Annotated in this window: 14 protein-coding genes; 4 read left to right on the top strand and 10 right to left on the bottom strand. The window is 69.0% G+C overall.

Annotated elements, in window-relative coordinates; translation table 11 throughout:
* Positions 1-24 precede the first annotated feature (24 nt).
* Entirely contained in the window at positions 25-939 is a 915-nt protein-coding gene (locus tag UC35_RS02705) for an inositol monophosphatase family protein (protein WP_082792565.1), read from the bottom strand.
* A gap of 130 nt (positions 940-1,069) precedes the next feature.
* On the opposite strand from UC35_RS02705, the gene UC35_RS02700 reads away from it, so the two are divergent.
* Together UC35_RS02700 and cysE are read left to right on the top strand one after the other, a co-directional pair.
* Complete coding sequence (locus UC35_RS02700; protein WP_061495934.1) at positions 1,070-1,795, top strand: RNA methyltransferase; 726 nt, start codon at positions 1,070-1,072, stop codon at positions 1,793-1,795.
* Positions 1,796-1,831: 36 nt separating this feature from the next.
* Positions 1,832-2,605, top strand: a complete 774-nt coding sequence (gene cysE / locus UC35_RS02695; protein ID WP_061495932.1) for a serine O-acetyltransferase — start codon at positions 1,832-1,834, stop codon at positions 2,603-2,605.
* A 117-nt stretch (positions 2,606-2,722) separates the two neighbouring features.
* Here the strand turns inward: cysE and mog are convergent, their stop codons facing one another.
* Together mog and yjgA are read right to left on the bottom strand one after the other, a co-directional pair.
* Positions 2,723-3,313: a molybdopterin adenylyltransferase gene (gene mog, locus UC35_RS02690; RefSeq protein ID WP_061495930.1), complete on the bottom strand. Its 591-nt coding sequence runs from the start codon at positions 3,311-3,313 to the stop codon at positions 2,723-2,725.
* Positions 3,303-3,923, bottom strand: coding sequence for a ribosome biogenesis factor YjgA (yjgA, locus tag UC35_RS02685; RefSeq protein ID WP_061495928.1), 621 nt, complete (start codon positions 3,921-3,923; stop codon positions 3,303-3,305). Before yjgA ends, mog begins: the two co-directional genes overlap by 11 nt.
* A 64-nt stretch (positions 3,924-3,987) precedes the next feature.
* On the opposite strand from yjgA, the gene pmbA reads away from it, so the two are divergent.
* Both pmbA and UC35_RS02675 read left to right on the top strand, forming a co-directional pair.
* On the top strand, positions 3,988-5,364 hold the full coding sequence (gene pmbA, locus UC35_RS02680) for a metalloprotease PmbA (RefSeq protein ID WP_061495926.1): 1,377 nt from the start codon (positions 3,988-3,990) through the stop codon (positions 5,362-5,364).
* 152 nt (positions 5,365-5,516) lie between these two features.
* Positions 5,517-6,500: a S1C family serine protease gene (locus UC35_RS02675; protein WP_061495925.1), complete on the top strand. Its 984-nt coding sequence runs from the start codon at positions 5,517-5,519 to the stop codon at positions 6,498-6,500.
* Between the two features lie 117 nt (positions 6,501-6,617).
* On the opposite strand, the gene UC35_RS02670 is transcribed toward UC35_RS02675, so the two are convergent.
* The 7 genes from UC35_RS02670 to UC35_RS02640 all read right to left on the bottom strand — a co-directional run bounded on the left by UC35_RS02670 (position 6,618) and on the right by UC35_RS02640 (position 15,429).
* Positions 6,618-7,064 carry a GatB/YqeY domain-containing protein gene (locus UC35_RS02670; protein WP_061495923.1) on the bottom strand — a complete coding sequence of 149 codons (447 nt, stop codon included), beginning with the start codon at positions 7,062-7,064 and terminating at the stop codon, positions 6,618-6,620.
* Between the two features lie 92 nt (positions 7,065-7,156).
* Positions 7,157-7,369: a 30S ribosomal protein S21 gene (gene rpsU / locus UC35_RS02665; RefSeq protein WP_012346814.1), complete on the bottom strand. Its 213-nt coding sequence runs from the start codon at positions 7,367-7,369 to the stop codon at positions 7,157-7,159.
* Positions 7,370-7,524: 155 nt separating this feature from the next.
* Positions 7,525-9,456, bottom strand: coding sequence for an acyl CoA:acetate/3-ketoacid CoA transferase (locus tag UC35_RS02660; RefSeq protein ID WP_061503648.1), 1,932 nt, complete (start codon positions 9,454-9,456; stop codon positions 7,525-7,527).
* A gap of 94 nt (positions 9,457-9,550) precedes the next feature.
* Positions 9,551-10,792, bottom strand: coding sequence for an NAD(P)/FAD-dependent oxidoreductase (locus tag UC35_RS02655; protein ID WP_061495921.1), 1,242 nt, complete (start codon positions 10,790-10,792; stop codon positions 9,551-9,553).
* A gap of 19 nt (positions 10,793-10,811) precedes the next feature.
* Positions 10,812-11,606, bottom strand: coding sequence for a uroporphyrinogen-III C-methyltransferase (gene cobA / locus UC35_RS02650; RefSeq protein ID WP_061495920.1), 795 nt, complete (start codon positions 11,604-11,606; stop codon positions 10,812-10,814).
* Positions 11,603-12,523: a DNA-binding protein YbiB gene (gene ybiB, locus UC35_RS02645; protein WP_061495918.1), complete on the bottom strand. Its 921-nt coding sequence runs from the start codon at positions 12,521-12,523 to the stop codon at positions 11,603-11,605. The genes cobA and ybiB overlap by 4 nt, the downstream gene beginning before the upstream one ends.
* Before the next feature lie 47 nt (positions 12,524-12,570).
* Positions 12,571-15,429, bottom strand: coding sequence for a nitrate reductase (locus UC35_RS02640; protein ID WP_061495916.1), 2,859 nt, complete (start codon positions 15,427-15,429; stop codon positions 12,571-12,573).
* Between the last annotated feature and the right edge of the window lie 7 nt (positions 15,430-15,436).

The raw sequence follows: 15,436 nt of genomic DNA, 5'->3' as shown, positions 1-15,436 counted from the left end.
TCCTCTGGAGCCTGTTGGCCGGCTCTATTCGCCGCCTTCCGGATCCCCGTCCAGTTGCGCGCTGGGCCGGGTGCGCGGCGGCACCAGCTCGGGCACATCCTGGCGCAGGGCCGCCTTCTCGCCGGCGCTGGCGAACTTGCTGTACTTGCCGAGGATGCCCACCAGCTGGCCATAGACCCGGGGGTTGCCGGCCACGCATTCCTTCTGCTCCAGAAATTCCGATTCGCCGGTGAAGTTGCCGATCAGGCCGCCGGCCTCGGTCACCAGCAGCGAGCCCGCCGCCACGTCCCAGGGCGACAGGCCGGTTTCGAAGAAGCCGTCCGTGAATCCGGCGGCCACATAGGCCAGGTCGAGCGCGGCCGCGCCGGGGCGGCGCAGGCCGGCGGTGCGTTGCATGACCTCGGCCATCATGCGCAGGTAGTTGTTGAAGTTGTCGCCGGGACGGAAGGGAAAGCCGGTGGAAATCAGGCAGTTGCGCAGGTCGGTCCGCTTCGACACGCGGATGCGCCGCTCATTGAGGAAGGCGCCGCGCCCGCGGGTGGCGGTGAACAGGTCGTTGCGCGTGGGGTCGTAGATCACGGCCTGCTCGACCCGGCCTTTCACCGCCAGCGCGATGCTCACGCAATAGACCGGGAAGCCGTGGATGAAGTTGGTCGTGCCGTCCAGCGGATCGATGATCCACACGTGGTCCGAACCCTGCGTGCCGTGCTGGCGGCCGGACTCCTCGGCCCAGATCGCGTGCTGCGGGTAGGCGCCCAGCAGCGTCTCGATGACGGCCGCCTCGCTGGCATGGTCCACCTCGGTGACGAAGTCGTTGACCTGCTTTTGCGACACGCGCACGGCTTCGACATCGAGCGCGGCGCGATTGATGATGGCGCCAGCGGCGCGGGCGGCCTTGACGGCCACATTGAGCATGGGGTGCAGGTTCGGGGACGACATCGATTTTGGGAAGAGCGGGCCGAAGAACGCCCCGGTGGTGTGCGGGGCGGCTAAAACGCCCCGGCGATGCGGGGCGGCGACAATGGGCATGATTTTACCGAAGCTCCCCGGGCAGCCCCTGTAAGCCGCCATGACGACCCGTTTCATCCTGATCCGCACCAGCCACGCCGGCAACGTGGGCGCCGCCGCGCGCGCCATGAAGGTGATGGGTTTCGACGACCTGGTGCTGGTCGCGCCGCGCTGGGACGACGTCCTGCGGCGCGACGAAACCATCCAGCGGGCCAGCGGCGCGACCGAGGTGCTGGACAAGGCGCGCATCGTGGGCACGCTGGACGAGGCGCTGGACGGCGTGAGCTACCTGTGCGCCACGGCCATGACGCCGCGGGATTTCGGGCCGCCGACCTTCACGCCGCGCGAGCATCTCCCGGCGCTGGCGCAATCGGGGCAGGGGGTCGCCTTCCTCTTCGGCTCCGAACGGTTCGGCATGAGCAACGAGGACGTGTACCGCTGCCATGCCGCGATTTCGATCCCGACCCACCCGGACTACGGCTCGCTCAACCTCGCGGCCGCGCTGCAGTTGGTCGCCTACGAGTGGCGGCTGGCGCTGGGGGGGTTCGGGCCGCCGAAGGAGCCCGGCGGCGCGCCGCTGGCCGATGCCCAAGCGGTGGCTGGAATGCTGGCGCACTGGGAGCAGGCACTGGTGGACGTGGGGTTTCTCGACCCGAAGGCCCCGAAAAAGCTCATGCCGCGGCTCAACCAGCTTTTCAACCGTGCCCAGCTCACCCCCGAGGAAATCCACATACTGCGAGGTGTCGCCAAGGCCATGTCCCAAGCGGCCAGCGGCTTAAGACGATAGACTGAGGCGCATAAGCTCATACGGCTTGTTGCTGAAATGTTCACCCGACTGCGTTCCGATATCCAGTGCATCCTCGACCGCGATCCTGCCGCGCGCAGCACGTGGGAGGTGGTCACCTGTTATCCGGGGCTGCACGCGCTGGTGCTGCACCGGCTGGCCCATTGGTTCTGGCTGAACGGCCTGCGCTGGCTCGGGCGGTTCGTCTCGCAGTTGTCGCGCTGGTTCACCGGCATCGAGATCCACCCGGGCGCGAAGATCGGTGACGGCGTGTTTATCGACCACGGCATGGGCGTAGTGGTGGGCGAAACGGCCGAAATCGGCGACGGCTGCACCATCTACCAGGGGGTGACACTGGGCGGCACCTCGTTGGCCAAGGGCTCCAAGCGCCATCCGACGCTGGGCCGCAACGTGGTGGTGGGCGCGGGTGCCAAGATCCTCGGCGGTTTCCTCGTGGGCGACAACGCCGCCGTGGGCTCCAACGCGGTGGTCACCAAGCCGGTGCCCGCGGGCGCCACCGCGGTGGGAATCCCCGCGCGCATCATCCAGGCCGACGACAGCATGCGGCGCGAGGCCGCCGCGGCCAAGATGGGCTTCTCGGCCTACGGAATCACCGAAAGCGACGACCCGCTGTCGCAGGCGATGAAAGGCCTGATCGACAACGCCTCGGGGCAGGAGCACCAGATCGCCCTGCTGTGGCAAGCCATCGAGAAGCTTTCCATGGCAGATCGGCAGGGCAGCTGCGTGCCCGACGACGCCGCGATCCGGGAACACTTCGAGGCCGACAAGCTCACGCAGCTGGTCGGGAAGTAGCCCCTTGTTTTTTCTCCCTCCCCCAGGGCAGGGGTGGGGGCGCTGCTGCCTGTAGCAAAGCAAAGCCCCGAGCGCCCCCATCCCAACCTTCCCCCGGAGGGGGAAGGGGCAAATCCCTTATTTCTGCCGGATCGCCGACTTCGGGCGGAAGGCCTTGCAGACCTCGTCGTGGGTCTCGAGGTAGGGCCCGCCGATCAGGTCCACGCAGTAGGGCACGGCGGCGAAGATGCCCGGCACCACCTGCTTGCCGTCTTCCTTCAGCCCCTCCAGCGTTTCCTGAATCGACTTGGGCTGGCCGGGCAGGTTGATGACCAGGCTCTGGCCGCGGACCACGGCGCACTGGCGCGAGAGGATGGCCGTGGGCACGAAGCGCAGGCTGATCTGGCGCATCTGCTCGCCGAAGCCGGGCATTTCCTTGTCGGCCACGGCCAGCGTCGCTTCGGGTGTGACGTCGCGCAGCGCCGGGCCGGTGCCGCCCGTGGTGAGCACGAGCGAGCAGCCGATGACGTCGACCAGCTCGGTCAGGGCGGCGCTGATCACCTCCTTCTCGTCGGGGATCAGCCTGGCCTCGAACGCGATCGGGTTCTTGAGCGCGCGCGTGAGCCAGTCCTTGAGCGCGGGCAGGCCCTTGTCTTCGTACACACCGCTGGAGGCGCGGTCGCTGACCGACACGATGCCGATCTTCACGGGATCGAATTCACTCTGCATGGTCCGTGCTCGCTGAAAGTTGGTCCTTGACCAGCTGGAAGATCTCCCGGTAGGCGCGGCCGCGGCGCGGCGCCAGCCCGCGCGAGATCGCATCCTGGTCGGGCACGTCCTTGCGCGCCTGGCGGATCAGGGCGCGCAGCTGCTGCGTGTCGGTGCCGGGGTGGGCCGCCAGCCAGCGCTGCAGCGCGTCTTCGTCGGTGATCAGCTCGTCGCGCCACTTCTCGGCCTCGTGCAGCGCAATGGCGTCGGCTGCCGAGCCTTTCTGCTGCACTTCGAGGGCGTCCCGGACGGCCTGCAGGGTTTCCTCGTCCAGCCCCCGCATCAGCTTGCCGACGAACTGGAGCTGCCGGCGCCGGCCTTCGAAGTTGGTGATGCGCTTCGTTTCCTCGAGGGCATCGCTGAGCTTGTCCGGCAGCGCCAGCCCGTCCATCAGGTCCTGCCGCAGCGTGAGCAGCGCCTCGCCAAGCTTTTGCAGCTGTTCGCTCTCGCGTTTGAGGTCGGTCTTGCTGACCTCGCCTTTTTGCTCGGCCTTGAGCTCCAGGTCGAGTTCGCTGCCTTCGGCGACGAACGTGCCCTTGACCCAATAGCCTTTCTTTGGTTTGCGTGACATGAGGGGGAAGGAAACAGGGCCCGGAAAGGGACCGAATAACTGCGCAAGTATCATAGTCGCCGCCATGACAACAACCCTAGAACGCGCCGAAACCGGCTTTTCCTACAGCCGCTCCCAATTCGAAGACCTGGTGGATGCCGCGCTGGCGCATGCCGCCCGGTTGGGCGCCACCGATGCGGGGGCCGAGGCCTCCGAAGGCTGTGGCCTGAGCGTGTCGGTGCGCAAGGGCGAACTGGAGAACGTCGAGCGCAACCGCGACAAGTCGCTGGGCGTGACGGTCTACATCGGCAAGCGCCGCGGCAACGCGAGCACCTCGGACTTCTCCCGGGCCGCGATCGAACAGACCGTGCAGGCGGCCTACGACATCGCGCGCTTCACCGCCGAAGACCCGGTCGCCGGACTGCCGGAGGCCGAGGACATCGCGGCGCCGGAAGAGCAGCCCGACCTGGACCTGTTCCATCCCTGGGACATCGACAGCGAAGAAGCCGCGCGGCTGGCACTGGTTTGCGAAGGCGCGGCTTTCGCCACCGACAAGCGCATCACCAACAGCGAAGGCGCCGGCGTGTCGGCGCAGCAGAGCCACTTCTTCAGCGCCCACACCCGGGGCTTCCGGGGCGGCTACGCGAGTTCGCGCCATTCGATCTCGGCGGCGCCCATCGCCGGCAAGGGCGACGGCATGCAGCGCGACGCCTGGTACAGCTCGATGCGCGATGCCGCGGAACTGGCCGACGCGGCGGCGATCGGCCGCTATGCGGCGGAGCGGGCGCTGTCGCGCCTGAAATCCCGCAAGATCGCCACGCGTGAATGCCCGGTGCTGTTCGAGTCGCCGCTGGCGGCCGGCCTGCTCGGCGCCTATGTGCAGGCCACCAGCGGCGGCGCGCTGTACCGGCGCAGCAGCTTCCTGCTCGATTCGCTGGGCAAGAAGGTGTTTCCCGAGCATGTGGACGTCCTCGAGAACCCGCACCTCAAGCGCGGCAAGGGCAGCGCCGCCTTCGACGAGGAAGGCGTGCGGACCAAGGCGCGCAAGGTGGTCGAGGGCGGGCGCGTGGAGGGCTATTTCCTGTCGAGCTATTCGGCGCGCAAGCTGGGCATGCGCACCACGGGCAACGCCGGCGGCTCGCACAACCTGTGGCTCAGTTCGCGCCAGACGCAGCCTGGCGACAACCTCGACGAGATGCTGCGCAAGCTGGACCGGGGCCTGTTCGTGATCGAGCTCATGGGGCAGGGCGTGAACTACGTGACCGGCGACTATTCGCGCGGTGCGAGCGGCTTCTGGGTGGAAAACGGCAAGATCGCCTATCCGGTGCACGAGATCACCATCGCCGGCAACCTGCGCGACATGTTCGCGGGCATCGCCGCGATCGGCGCCGATGTCTACAACTACGGCGCCAAGAGCGTGGGTTCGGTGCTGGTCAATCGCATGAAGGTGGCCGGCTCCTGACGCTGACTCCCTCCCCCTCCGGGGGAGGGCAGGGGTGGGGGCGCTGCGCCGTCAATTCAACCCCGGGCGCCCCCATCCCCACCTTCCCCCGGAGGGGGAAGGAGCAAGAGTTCCCTTGCAATCGGGCGCGCCGCCTGCATCTGCGAAGCTCGATGGGTGCGCGTGATCTTGATCTGCTGGACGCCTATTCCCGCACGGTGGTAGGCGTGGCCGAAGCGGCGGGGCCCAGCGTGGCCGCGATCGCCGTGGTCGGCGCGGGCGGCAGGACGGCCGGCCAGGGTTCCGGCTTCGTGTTCACGGCCGACGGCTACCTGCTGACGAATTCGCATGTGGTGCGCGCGGGCCGCCGCGAGGCGCCTGCGGCGTCGACGCGCTTCGAAGCGTCCTTCAGCGACGGGCGCCACTTCCTGGCGCGCTGGGTGGGCGACGACCCGCACACCGACCTGGCACTGCTGCAGGTGGATGCGGTGTCGCAGGGCAGCCTCGCGGCGGTGCCGCTCGGGCGCTCGGCCACGGTACGGCGCGGCGAGATCGCCATCGCGATCGGCAACCCGCTGGGCTTCGAGCAGACGGTCACCTCCGGCATCGTCAGCGCGCTCGGGCGCAGCATGCGGGCGAGCACCGGCCGGCTGATTCCCGACGTGATCCAGACCGACGCAGCGCTCAATCCGGGGAACTCCGGCGGGCCGCTGCTCGACTCCCGCGGCGAGGTCATCGGCGTGAACACCGCGATCATCCCGCGGGCCCAGGCCATCTGCTTCGCGGTGGCCATAGACACCGCTTCGCGCCTGATCCCGCACCTGATGCGCACGGGCAAGGTGCGGCGCGGCTACCTCGGCGTGTCGGGCGCGACGGTTGACCTCGACCGGCGCATCGTGGTCGGCGCCGGCATTTCGCAGGCGCGCGCGGTACGGATCACCGGCGTGGAGCCGGACAGTCCCGCGGCGCGAAGCGGCCTGCGGCCGGGCGACCTGATCATCGGGTGGAACGGCGTGGCGGTGGCGTCGGTGGATGAGCTCCACCAGGCGCTGGACGCCGACTCGCCGGGCCGCGAATGCCTGCTCAAGGTCCTGCGGCCGGGCCAGGCGTCGCCGCTGTATATCGGGGTGCGGCCCGAAGCGCTGCAGGGCGACTGAGGGAGAACAACTCCCTCCCCCTCCGGGGGAGGGCAGGGGTGGGGGCGCTTGAGCCTGTGCGGTGCCGAAGGCGCCCCCATCCCAACCTTCCCCCGGAGGGGGAAGGGGCAAGACAAGTCAACCCGCCAACGCCGCCTTCACCGCCGCCGACACCTGCCCCATGTCGGCCTTGCCCGCCAGGCGCTGCTTGGCGGCGCCCATCACCTTGCCCATGTCACCGGGGCCGGCGGCGCCGAGTTCGGCGACGATGGCCTTGACCTGCGCCGCGATCTCCTCGGCGGACAGGCGGGCGGGCAGGTAGGCCTGCAGCACCGTCACCTCGGACTTCTCCTGGTCGGCGAGGTCCTGGCGGCCCGCCTTCTCGAAGGCCTCGATGCTGTCCTTGCGCTGCTTGAGCATCTTGTCGACGATGCCGATCACGGCCGCATCGTCCAGTTCGATGCGCTCGTCCACTTCCTTCTGCTTCATCGCCGCGGTGAGCAGGCGGATGGTGCCCAGGCGCGCCGTGTCCTTGGCCCGCATGGCGGCCTTCATATCTTCGGTGATGCGTTCCTTCAGGCTCATGGTTTTCCTCGGTTTGCGGAAACAAAAAGGCCCGCCAGAGCGTCCCCGGGCAGGCCTTGCGTGTGTGCCGTCAGGGCGGCACGCGGGCGCGATCAGTACAGCTTCTTGGGCAGCTGCATGCTGCGCACGCGCTTGTAATGGCGCTTCACGGCCGCGGCCTTCTTGCGCTTGCGCTCGGCGGTGGGCTTCTCGTAGAACTCCCGGGCGCGCAGCTCGGTCAAAAGGCCCAGCTTTTCAATGGTGCGCTTGAAGCGGCGAAGCGCCACGTCAAACGGCTCGTTTTCCTTCACACGAATGGTCGTCATGCAATCCTGAATATTCAGTGTGGCGGATGAAGATCGAGGACATCCACCGAGTTTCCCCACCTGTAGGTTCGATCAGGCCGGTGGGGGTTTGCCAGCAAAGCCGCAGATTATAGCCTTTTTGGCAGCATGGGCAACCGGACGGCAGGCCTTGGTCCTCAGCTTTCCAGCTTGGCCTTCAGGAAGCCGACCGTCCCGTAGCGCGTCACGCCCGTGTAGAAGCGCTCCGTCAGGCGCCGCACCATGGCCGAGTACGCGTCGACCAGGGACGGCAGGATGCTGAAATTGTCGTAGTTGACGACAACCGCTACCTTCCGGTCGCTGCTCGTGACCACGGGTTCGAGGATTCGGTGCACGATCTGCTCGAGCTCCTCGATGTCGGCTTCGCTGTCGATGCCCAGGCCCTCGAAGTTGATGAAGAGCAGCTGCTGGTCGCGATCGAGCTCGAAGCGCTCGTGCAGGGGCTTGGCGAGCAGCCGGTCGCGCAGGCCGAGCCGATCGTTCGAAAAGATCGCGGCGTCCATCGGCTTCAGGTTCGGACTGATCGCAGGCTTGAATTCCATGCGCTCGAGGATGTCCTTTTCCAGGTCGACGCCGGGCGCGATCTCGATCAGTTCGAGGCCGCCCTGGTCGGCCAGCCGGAAAACGCAGCGTTCGGTCACGTAAAGCACCCGTTGCCCGCGCCGAAGCGCCTCGCGCCCGCTGAAGGTGCGGTGCTCGACCTGGCGCACGAACTTCTGCGAGCTTCCCTCGCCCTCGATGCGCAGCCTGCCGCCCTCGATGCTGACCGCGAGGTCGCCGGCGGTGAAGGTGCCGACGAAGACGACGGTCTTGGCGTTCTGGCTGATGTTGATGAAGCCGCCTGCGCCGGCAAGCCGCGGGCCGAACTTGCTGACGTTCAGGTTGCCTTCGGCATCGGCTTGCGCGAGGCCGAGGACGGCCAGGTCCAGGCCCCCGCCGTCATAGAAGTCGAACTGGTTGGGCTGGTCGATGATGGCCTGCGCGTTCACGGCCGCGCCGAAATTGAGCCCGCTGGCAGGGATGCCGCCCACCACGCCCGGCTCCGCGGTGAGGGTAAGGAGGTCGATCACCCGCTCCTCCGCCGCGACCGCGGCGACGCCTTCGGGCATGCCGATGCCGAGGTTGATCACGCTGTTGGCCTTGAGCTCGAGCGCGGCGCGCCGCGCGATCACCTTGCGCTCGCTCATCGGCATGGCGGCGATGCTGTCCATCGGCACGCGGATTTCGCCCGCGAAGGCCGCGTTGTAGGGCTCGATGAACGTCTGCATGTGGTGCGCCGGGTCGCTCGCCACGACCACGGCGTCCACCAGGACGCCCGGCACCTTGACCTGGCGCGGATTGAGCGTGCCGCGGTCGGCCACACGCTCGACCTGCGCGATCACGATGCCGCCGCTGTTGCGCGCGGCCATCGCGATCGCCAGCGCCTCCAGCGTCAGCGCTTCGCGCTCCATGGTCAGGTTGCCGTCCGGATCGGCGGTGGTCGCACGAATGATCCCCACCGAGATCGGAAAAGCCTTGTAGAAGAGGTAGTCCTGCCCGTCGATCTGCATGAGCCGCACCAGCTCCTCCGTGGTGCGCTCGTTGATGCGGCCGCCGCCATGGCGGGGATCGACGAAGGTATCCAGGCCGACGCGGGTGAGGGTGCCGGGCTTGCCGGCGGCAATGTCCCGGAAGAGGTGGGCGATGACGCCTTGCGGCAGGTTGTACGCCTCGATCTCGTTGGCGACCGCCAGCTTCTGCAGCGCCGGCACCAGGCCCCAATGGCCGCCGACGACACGCTTGACCATGCCCTGGTGCCCCAGGTGGTTCAGCCCGCGATGCTTGCCATCGCCCTGGCCCGCCGCGTAGACCAGTGTCAGGTCGCGCGGGGCGCCGCTGCCGGTTTCCGAATGCGTCGCCAGGAAGCGGCGCTCCAGTGCGATCGCGATTTCTTCAGCAAAGCCGATGCCGACAAAGCCGCCTGTGGCGACCGTGTCGCCGTCGTGGATCAGGCGAACCGCTTCGGCCGCGGTGACGATCTTGTTGCGGCGGCCGCGCGGCGCGGCGTGCTCCATGATGTTCGTGTGCATACCGGTCTCCTTCGGCGGCGGCACCATCATCGCCGCGGTGGAACGCGCGTCAAGAAAAACGTGGCGGGCGGCTGATCCGGCCCGCGCCGGCCGGCTAGCCCGTCCGTGCCGGGGCGAGGGCCTGCGCGCAGGCATGGGCGCTGGCCCAGGCCCACTGGAAGTTGTAGCCTCCCAGCCAGCCGGTCACGTCCACCACCTCGCCGACGAAGTACAGGCCCGGTTGCCGCGACTCCATGGTCTGCGAGGACAGCTCCCGGGTGTCCACGCCGCCGGCGGTGACTTCGGCCTTGCGCCAGCCCTCGCTGCCGGTGGGCACGAGTTCCCAGTTCGACAGCCGCTGCGCCAGCTGCTGCAGCGCCTTGTCGCCGGCCTCGTTGACCGGCCGCTGCCATGCCGCATCCTGCTGCACCCAGGCCTCGGCCAGGCGGGCCGGCACCCATTGCGCCAGCTCGTTGGCCAGCAGCCGGCGCGAGCGGGCCTTGGCCTGCATCAGCTCGGCGGCCAGGTCGATGCCGGGCGCCAGGTCGATCCGGATCGGCGTGCCTTCGCGCCAGTAGCTGGAGATCTGCAGCACCGCCGGGCCACTCAGGCCGCGGTGGGTGAAGAGCAGGTCCTCGTCGAAGGCGACCCGCTCCTTCTTCTCGCCGGTGGCGATGCGCACCGGCAGGGACAGGCCGGCCAGCTGCGCGAACGGCGCCCAGGCTTCGCCGTCGAAGGTCAGCGGCACCAGGGCCGGCCGCGGCGGCACCACCCGCAGGCCGAACTGCTGGGCCACGCGGTAGCCGAAGTCGGTCGCGCCGATCTTGGGGATGGACAGCCCGCCGGTGGCGACCACCACCGACCCGGCACGCACCGGGCCGCGGCTGGTCTGCAGTTCGTAGCCCGCGCCGTTCGCGGCGATGCCGCCGACGGTGCACGGCTGCCAGTGCGTCACTCCGCCGGCCGCGCACTCGGCCAGCAGCATGCGGATGAAATCGTCCGAGGAGTGGTCGCCGAACAGCTGGCCCTTGTGCTTTTCGTGGAAGGGGATGCGGTGCTTCTGTACCAATCCGATGAAGTCGGCCGGGGTGTGACGCGCCAATGCGGAGCGGCAGAAGTGCGGGTTGTCGCTCAGGAAGTGCTTGTGCGGCGCGCGCGGGTCGAGCTCGCGGTTGGTGAAGTTGCAGCGGCCGCCGCCGGAAATCCGGACCTTCTCGGCCACCTTCTCGCCATGGTCGAGCAGCAGGACCCTGAGGCCGCGTTGGCCGGCGATACCGGCGCAGAACAGGCCGGCGGCGCCGGCGCCGATCACGACCGCATCGAATGTGGAAAAAGGAGAGGAAGACGCGTCCGGCATGGACGCGGATTATCCGGCCCTAAGCCGCGCGCACTTTCGGCAACGCTTCACCCGCCACCGCCACGCCGCGCACCACGTCGCCGACCACGATCACGGCCGGGCTGGCCAGCCCCTCGCGCTCGATGGTGGCGGACAGCTCGCCCAAGGTGGTCACGGCTTCGCGCTGGTCCGGCAAGGTCGCCTTCTGCACGATCGCCACCGGCGTCTGCGCGGGCAGGGCCGTGAGCAGTTCCTGCTGGATGCGGGTGGCGCCGCTCACGCCCATGTAGATCACCAGCGTCAGCTTCGCATCGCGCGCCGCCACCGCCAGCGCATGCCAGTCGCCGCCGGGCGCGTCCGGATGATTGTGGCCGGTGACGAACACCACGCCATGCGCATGGTCGCGGTGCGTCAGCGGCACGCCCAGCGAGGTGACCGCGGCCAGGCCGGAGGTGATGCCGTTGATCACCTCCACCTGCACGCCCGCGGCGCGCAGGTGTTCCACCTCTTCGCCGCCGCGGCCGAAGATGAAGGGATCGCCGCCCTTGAGGCGCACCACGTTCTCGCCTTCGCGCGCGGCCATCACCATCAGCCGCTCGATGAAGGCCTGGGGCGTGCTCTTGCAGCCGCCACGCTTGCCGACGTGGATGACGCGCGCCGTCTTCGGCGCCAGCGCCACCACCTCGGGGCTGACCAGGTCGTCGACCAGCAGGACCGTGGCCGCCTGGATGGCCTTCACGGCCTTCAAGGTCAGCAGTTCCGGGTCGCCGGGGCCGGCACCCACCAGCGAGCAACGGGGGGCGATGGCGAGGCTGTCGATTCGATGGGAGGTCACTGCTTTTCTCCTGATGCTGCTGCATCGGCGAGACGCAAGATATGTTCCACCTGCAGCGCGATCGATGCCGGCACCGGCTGGGTACCCGACATGACCTCGCGGATGTAGGCGGCGGTGACCAGGGGATCGGTGTCCTTGGGCAGGCCGGGCACCTCGGTCACGCCCTTCTGGCCCTCTTCCAGCACCGTGGGCCGGCCCTGGATGAAGCCATCCATGCGCGGCAGCTTGCGAGCGTCGGCCACCGCTTCGCCTTCCGTGCCGCGCAGCAGCATGGCCGTCGAGCCCATACGTTCGAACACGGCGGCCATCGACTCGGCGTACTCCGCATGCGTGTAGCTGCCGACGATCACGGCCGGGCCCTCGCAGGGGTTCATCAGCTTCACCAGGCTGTGAGCGGAATTGCGCACCCCCACCACCTTGCGCACGTCCAGCAGGCGCTTGAGGCCCGGGCAGAGCAGTTCGGTGGACACGTAGGCCACTTCGCCTTCGGCGATGCCCCGGGCCTGGGCCAGCGGCAGGATGTCCAGCGGCTCCAGTACCTGTGACACCGACAGGCGGCTGGCTTCGGTGCGCGTGCCGTGGATCAGCACCGGCAGCCCGGCGCGGGCCACCAGCAGGGCCAGCAAGGGCGTGAGCAAAGGCAGCTTGCGCGCGCCGTTGTAGCTCGGCAGCACGACCAGGGGCCGCGCGGCGGCCGGGATGCGCGCCAGGCGCGCCGAGGTGGCATCTAGAAAGCCGGCCATCTCGTCGGCCGATTCGCCCTTGATGCGCATCGCCAGGCAGAAGGCGCCCACCTCGAGGTCGGTCACGGCGCCGTCGAGCACCTGCGCGAACAGGTCAGCCGCCTGCTCGCGCGTGAGCGGGCGGGCGCCTTGCTTGCCGCGGCCGATTTCCCGGATGTAGTGATTGATTGCCACGGTTCATTGTCCCAGAGGCCTGATGACCTATGGCTATAAGCAAAAAACTAAGCCACCCGGGCCAGCGGGACGATCGCGCGCACCATACGCTTCAACTCGGGCACGCACGAGCCGCAATTGGTGCCGCAGCGCAGCTTGTCCTGCACCGACGCCAGGCGCTGCTCGGTCGAGCCCTCGCAACGCGCCAGGTGGTCCTCGATCGCCGGGGCCGCCACGCCGAAGCAGCTGCACACCTGCTTGCCCTTGGACTGCACCGCCACCGGCGCCTTGGCGCCCGGCGACAGCAGCAGGCGTCCGTAGGCCTGTGCCGGCGCTTCCTGCAGCAGCAGGGCCTTGATCCAGGCTTCGGCGCTGGTGTCGCCCGCCAGCAGCAAGCCTTCCAGCCGCATGTCGGCGCCCTCGCGGCGCACCCGCACGCTGCGCCGCTGGCCGCGGCGGCGGTCGGCATAGCGCAGCGTCTCGACGCCGGTCAGGCCGAACAGGACTTCCAGGCGCTGCAGCACCTCGTCCGGCGGCGCCTCGTAGGCCGCGGCGCGCAGCAGCACGCCGGTGCGCTCGCGCGTGGCGGCCTGCGCCAGCGGCGCGTTGTTGGAGAAGGGCACGCAGGAGGCGAAGGGAAACAGGCCCATCAGGCCCTTGAGCTGCTCGCGCGCGCGCAAGGCGTCGCCGCCGGGCAGCCAGGCCGCGGCCAGCAGGGTCCAGGGCAGTTCCGCCTTGAGGATCTTCACGGCCGCGTGTTTCAGCTCGGGCTGCTTGGAGGTGGGGCAGTAGGCGGAGGTCGTGAGCGCATTGACGCCGGCCAGGCGCTCGCCCGTGCTGGACACGCCGGCCAGGAACTCGGGCCCCCAGTGCATGGCGATGAAGGCCTGGTTCACGCCGAGCGCAGCGCTCGCCTGCACCGGCAGCACGATCGAGCCACGCTTGGAGGTGACGTGCACCAAGTCGCCCTCGCGCAGCAGGCGGCGCGCGATGTCTTGCGGATGCATCTCCACCACCGGCTCCGGCACATGGCCGAACAGGCGGCCGAGGGTGCCGGTGCGGCTCATGCCGTGCCACTGGTCGCGCAGGCGCCCGGTGGTCAGCGAGAAGGGATAGCGCGACTCGCGCGCTTCGGCCAGCGGCCGGTACTGCACGGCGGCAAAGCGGGCCTTGCCGTCGGCCGTGGGAAAAACGCCGTCCTCGTACAGGCGCGCGCGGCCCTGCGCCGCGCCTTCGGCAAACGGCCATTGCTGCGGCGACCGCTCCAGCAGCCCGTAGCTGAGACCGGTGATGTCCAGGTCGCGGCCGCGGGTGGACTCGCGGTGTTCGAGCCAGATGGACTCGGGGGTGGCGTAGGGAAAGAGCGTGCGCCGCTGCCCCGGAGTTTCAGGATCCTCCGGGCTCCCTCTCCCGCTTGCGGGAGAGGGCGGGGGTGAGGGCAGCCTGGCCTCCAACCGCCGACCAAACTCCACCACGATCTCCCAGTCATGCCGCGCGCCCCCCGGCTTGCCCACCGCGGGCCGCACCCGGCTGATGCGCCGCTCACTGTTGGTGACGGTGCCGTCCTTCTCGCCCCAGGTGGTGGCCGGCAGCAGCAGGTCGGCGAACTCGCAGGTGGTGGTGGTGGCGAAGGCTTCCTGCACCACGACGAACTCGGCGCGCTGCAAGGCGCGCCGCACCGTCGCCTGGTCGGGCATGGACTGGGCCGGGTTGGTGCAGGCGATCCACAGGGCCTTGATCTCGCCGTCGGCCGCGGCCTGGAACATCTCCACCGCGGTCTTGCCGGGCTTGTCCGGCACGGAAGGCACACCCCACAGCGCCGCAACCTCGGCGCGGTGCTGCGGGTTGGCCAGGTCGCGGTGGGCCGACAGCAGGTTGGCCAGCCCGCCGACCTCGCGTCCGCCCATGGCGTTGGGCTGGCCGGTCAGCGAGAACGGTCCGGCGCCGGGGCGGCCGATCTGCGCGGTGGCCAGGTGCAGGTTGACCAGCGCGGCGTTCTTGGCGGTGCCGCTGGACGACTGGTTCAGGCCCTGGCAGTACAGGCTCAGGGTCGAGTTCGAAGTGGCGAACCACTGCGCCGCGGTGAACAGGTCTTCCTTGGGAATGCCACAGGTCTGGGCCACCTGTTCTGGCGTGCATTCGCGCACCACCGTCTTGAGCGCATCGAAGCCCGAGGTGTGCTGCGCGATGTACTCCGGCTGGGTCCAGCCTTCCCACAGCATGATGTGCAGCAGGCCGTGGAACAGCATGACGTCGGTGCCCGGCTGGATCGGCAGGAAGAGATCGGCGAATTCGGCGGTGTCGGTGCGGCGCGGGTCGCAGACGATCACCTTCATCTGCGGCTTCGCGGCCCTGGCTTCCTCGATGCGGCGGAACAGCACCGGGTGGGCGAAGGCGGTGTTGCTGCCGGCGATGAACAGGCAATCGGCGTGGTCCACGTCCTCGTAGCAGGCCGGCGGCGCGTCCGCGCCCAGCGTCATCTTGTAGCCGGCCACCGCGCTGCTCATGCACAGGCGCGAGTTGGTGTCGACGTTGTTGGTGCCGATCAGGCCCTTGGCCAGCTTGTTGAAAACGTAGTAGTCCTCGGTGAGCAGCTGGCCGGAGATATAGAAGCCGACCGCATCCGGGCCGTGGTCGGTGACCGCCTGTGCGAAGCGCGCGGCAGCCAGATCCAGCGCCCGGCCCCATTCCACCGGCAGCGGCGCCCCGTTGCGGCGCTCGCGCAGCATCGGCTGCAGCAGGCGGGTCTGGCGGGTCACCGGCGCGGCGGCGGTGAGGTGCAGCGTCGAGCCCTTGGTGCACAGCCGCCCGAAGTTGGCCGGGTGCTGCGGGTCGCCGCGCACGCCGGTGATCTGGCCAGCTTCGGACTGGATGATGACACCGCAGCCTACGCCGCAATAGGGGCAGGTTGATCTTGTTTCCGTCACTACTTCG

The organism is Ramlibacter tataouinensis (genome assembly GCF_001580455.1).
In the GTDB taxonomy this organism is placed as follows: Bacteria; Pseudomonadota; Gammaproteobacteria; order Burkholderiales; family Burkholderiaceae_C; genus Ramlibacter; species Ramlibacter tataouinensis_B.
The sequence above is the reverse complement of the archived record's forward strand: the minus strand, read 5'-3'. Positions and strand labels throughout refer to the sequence as shown.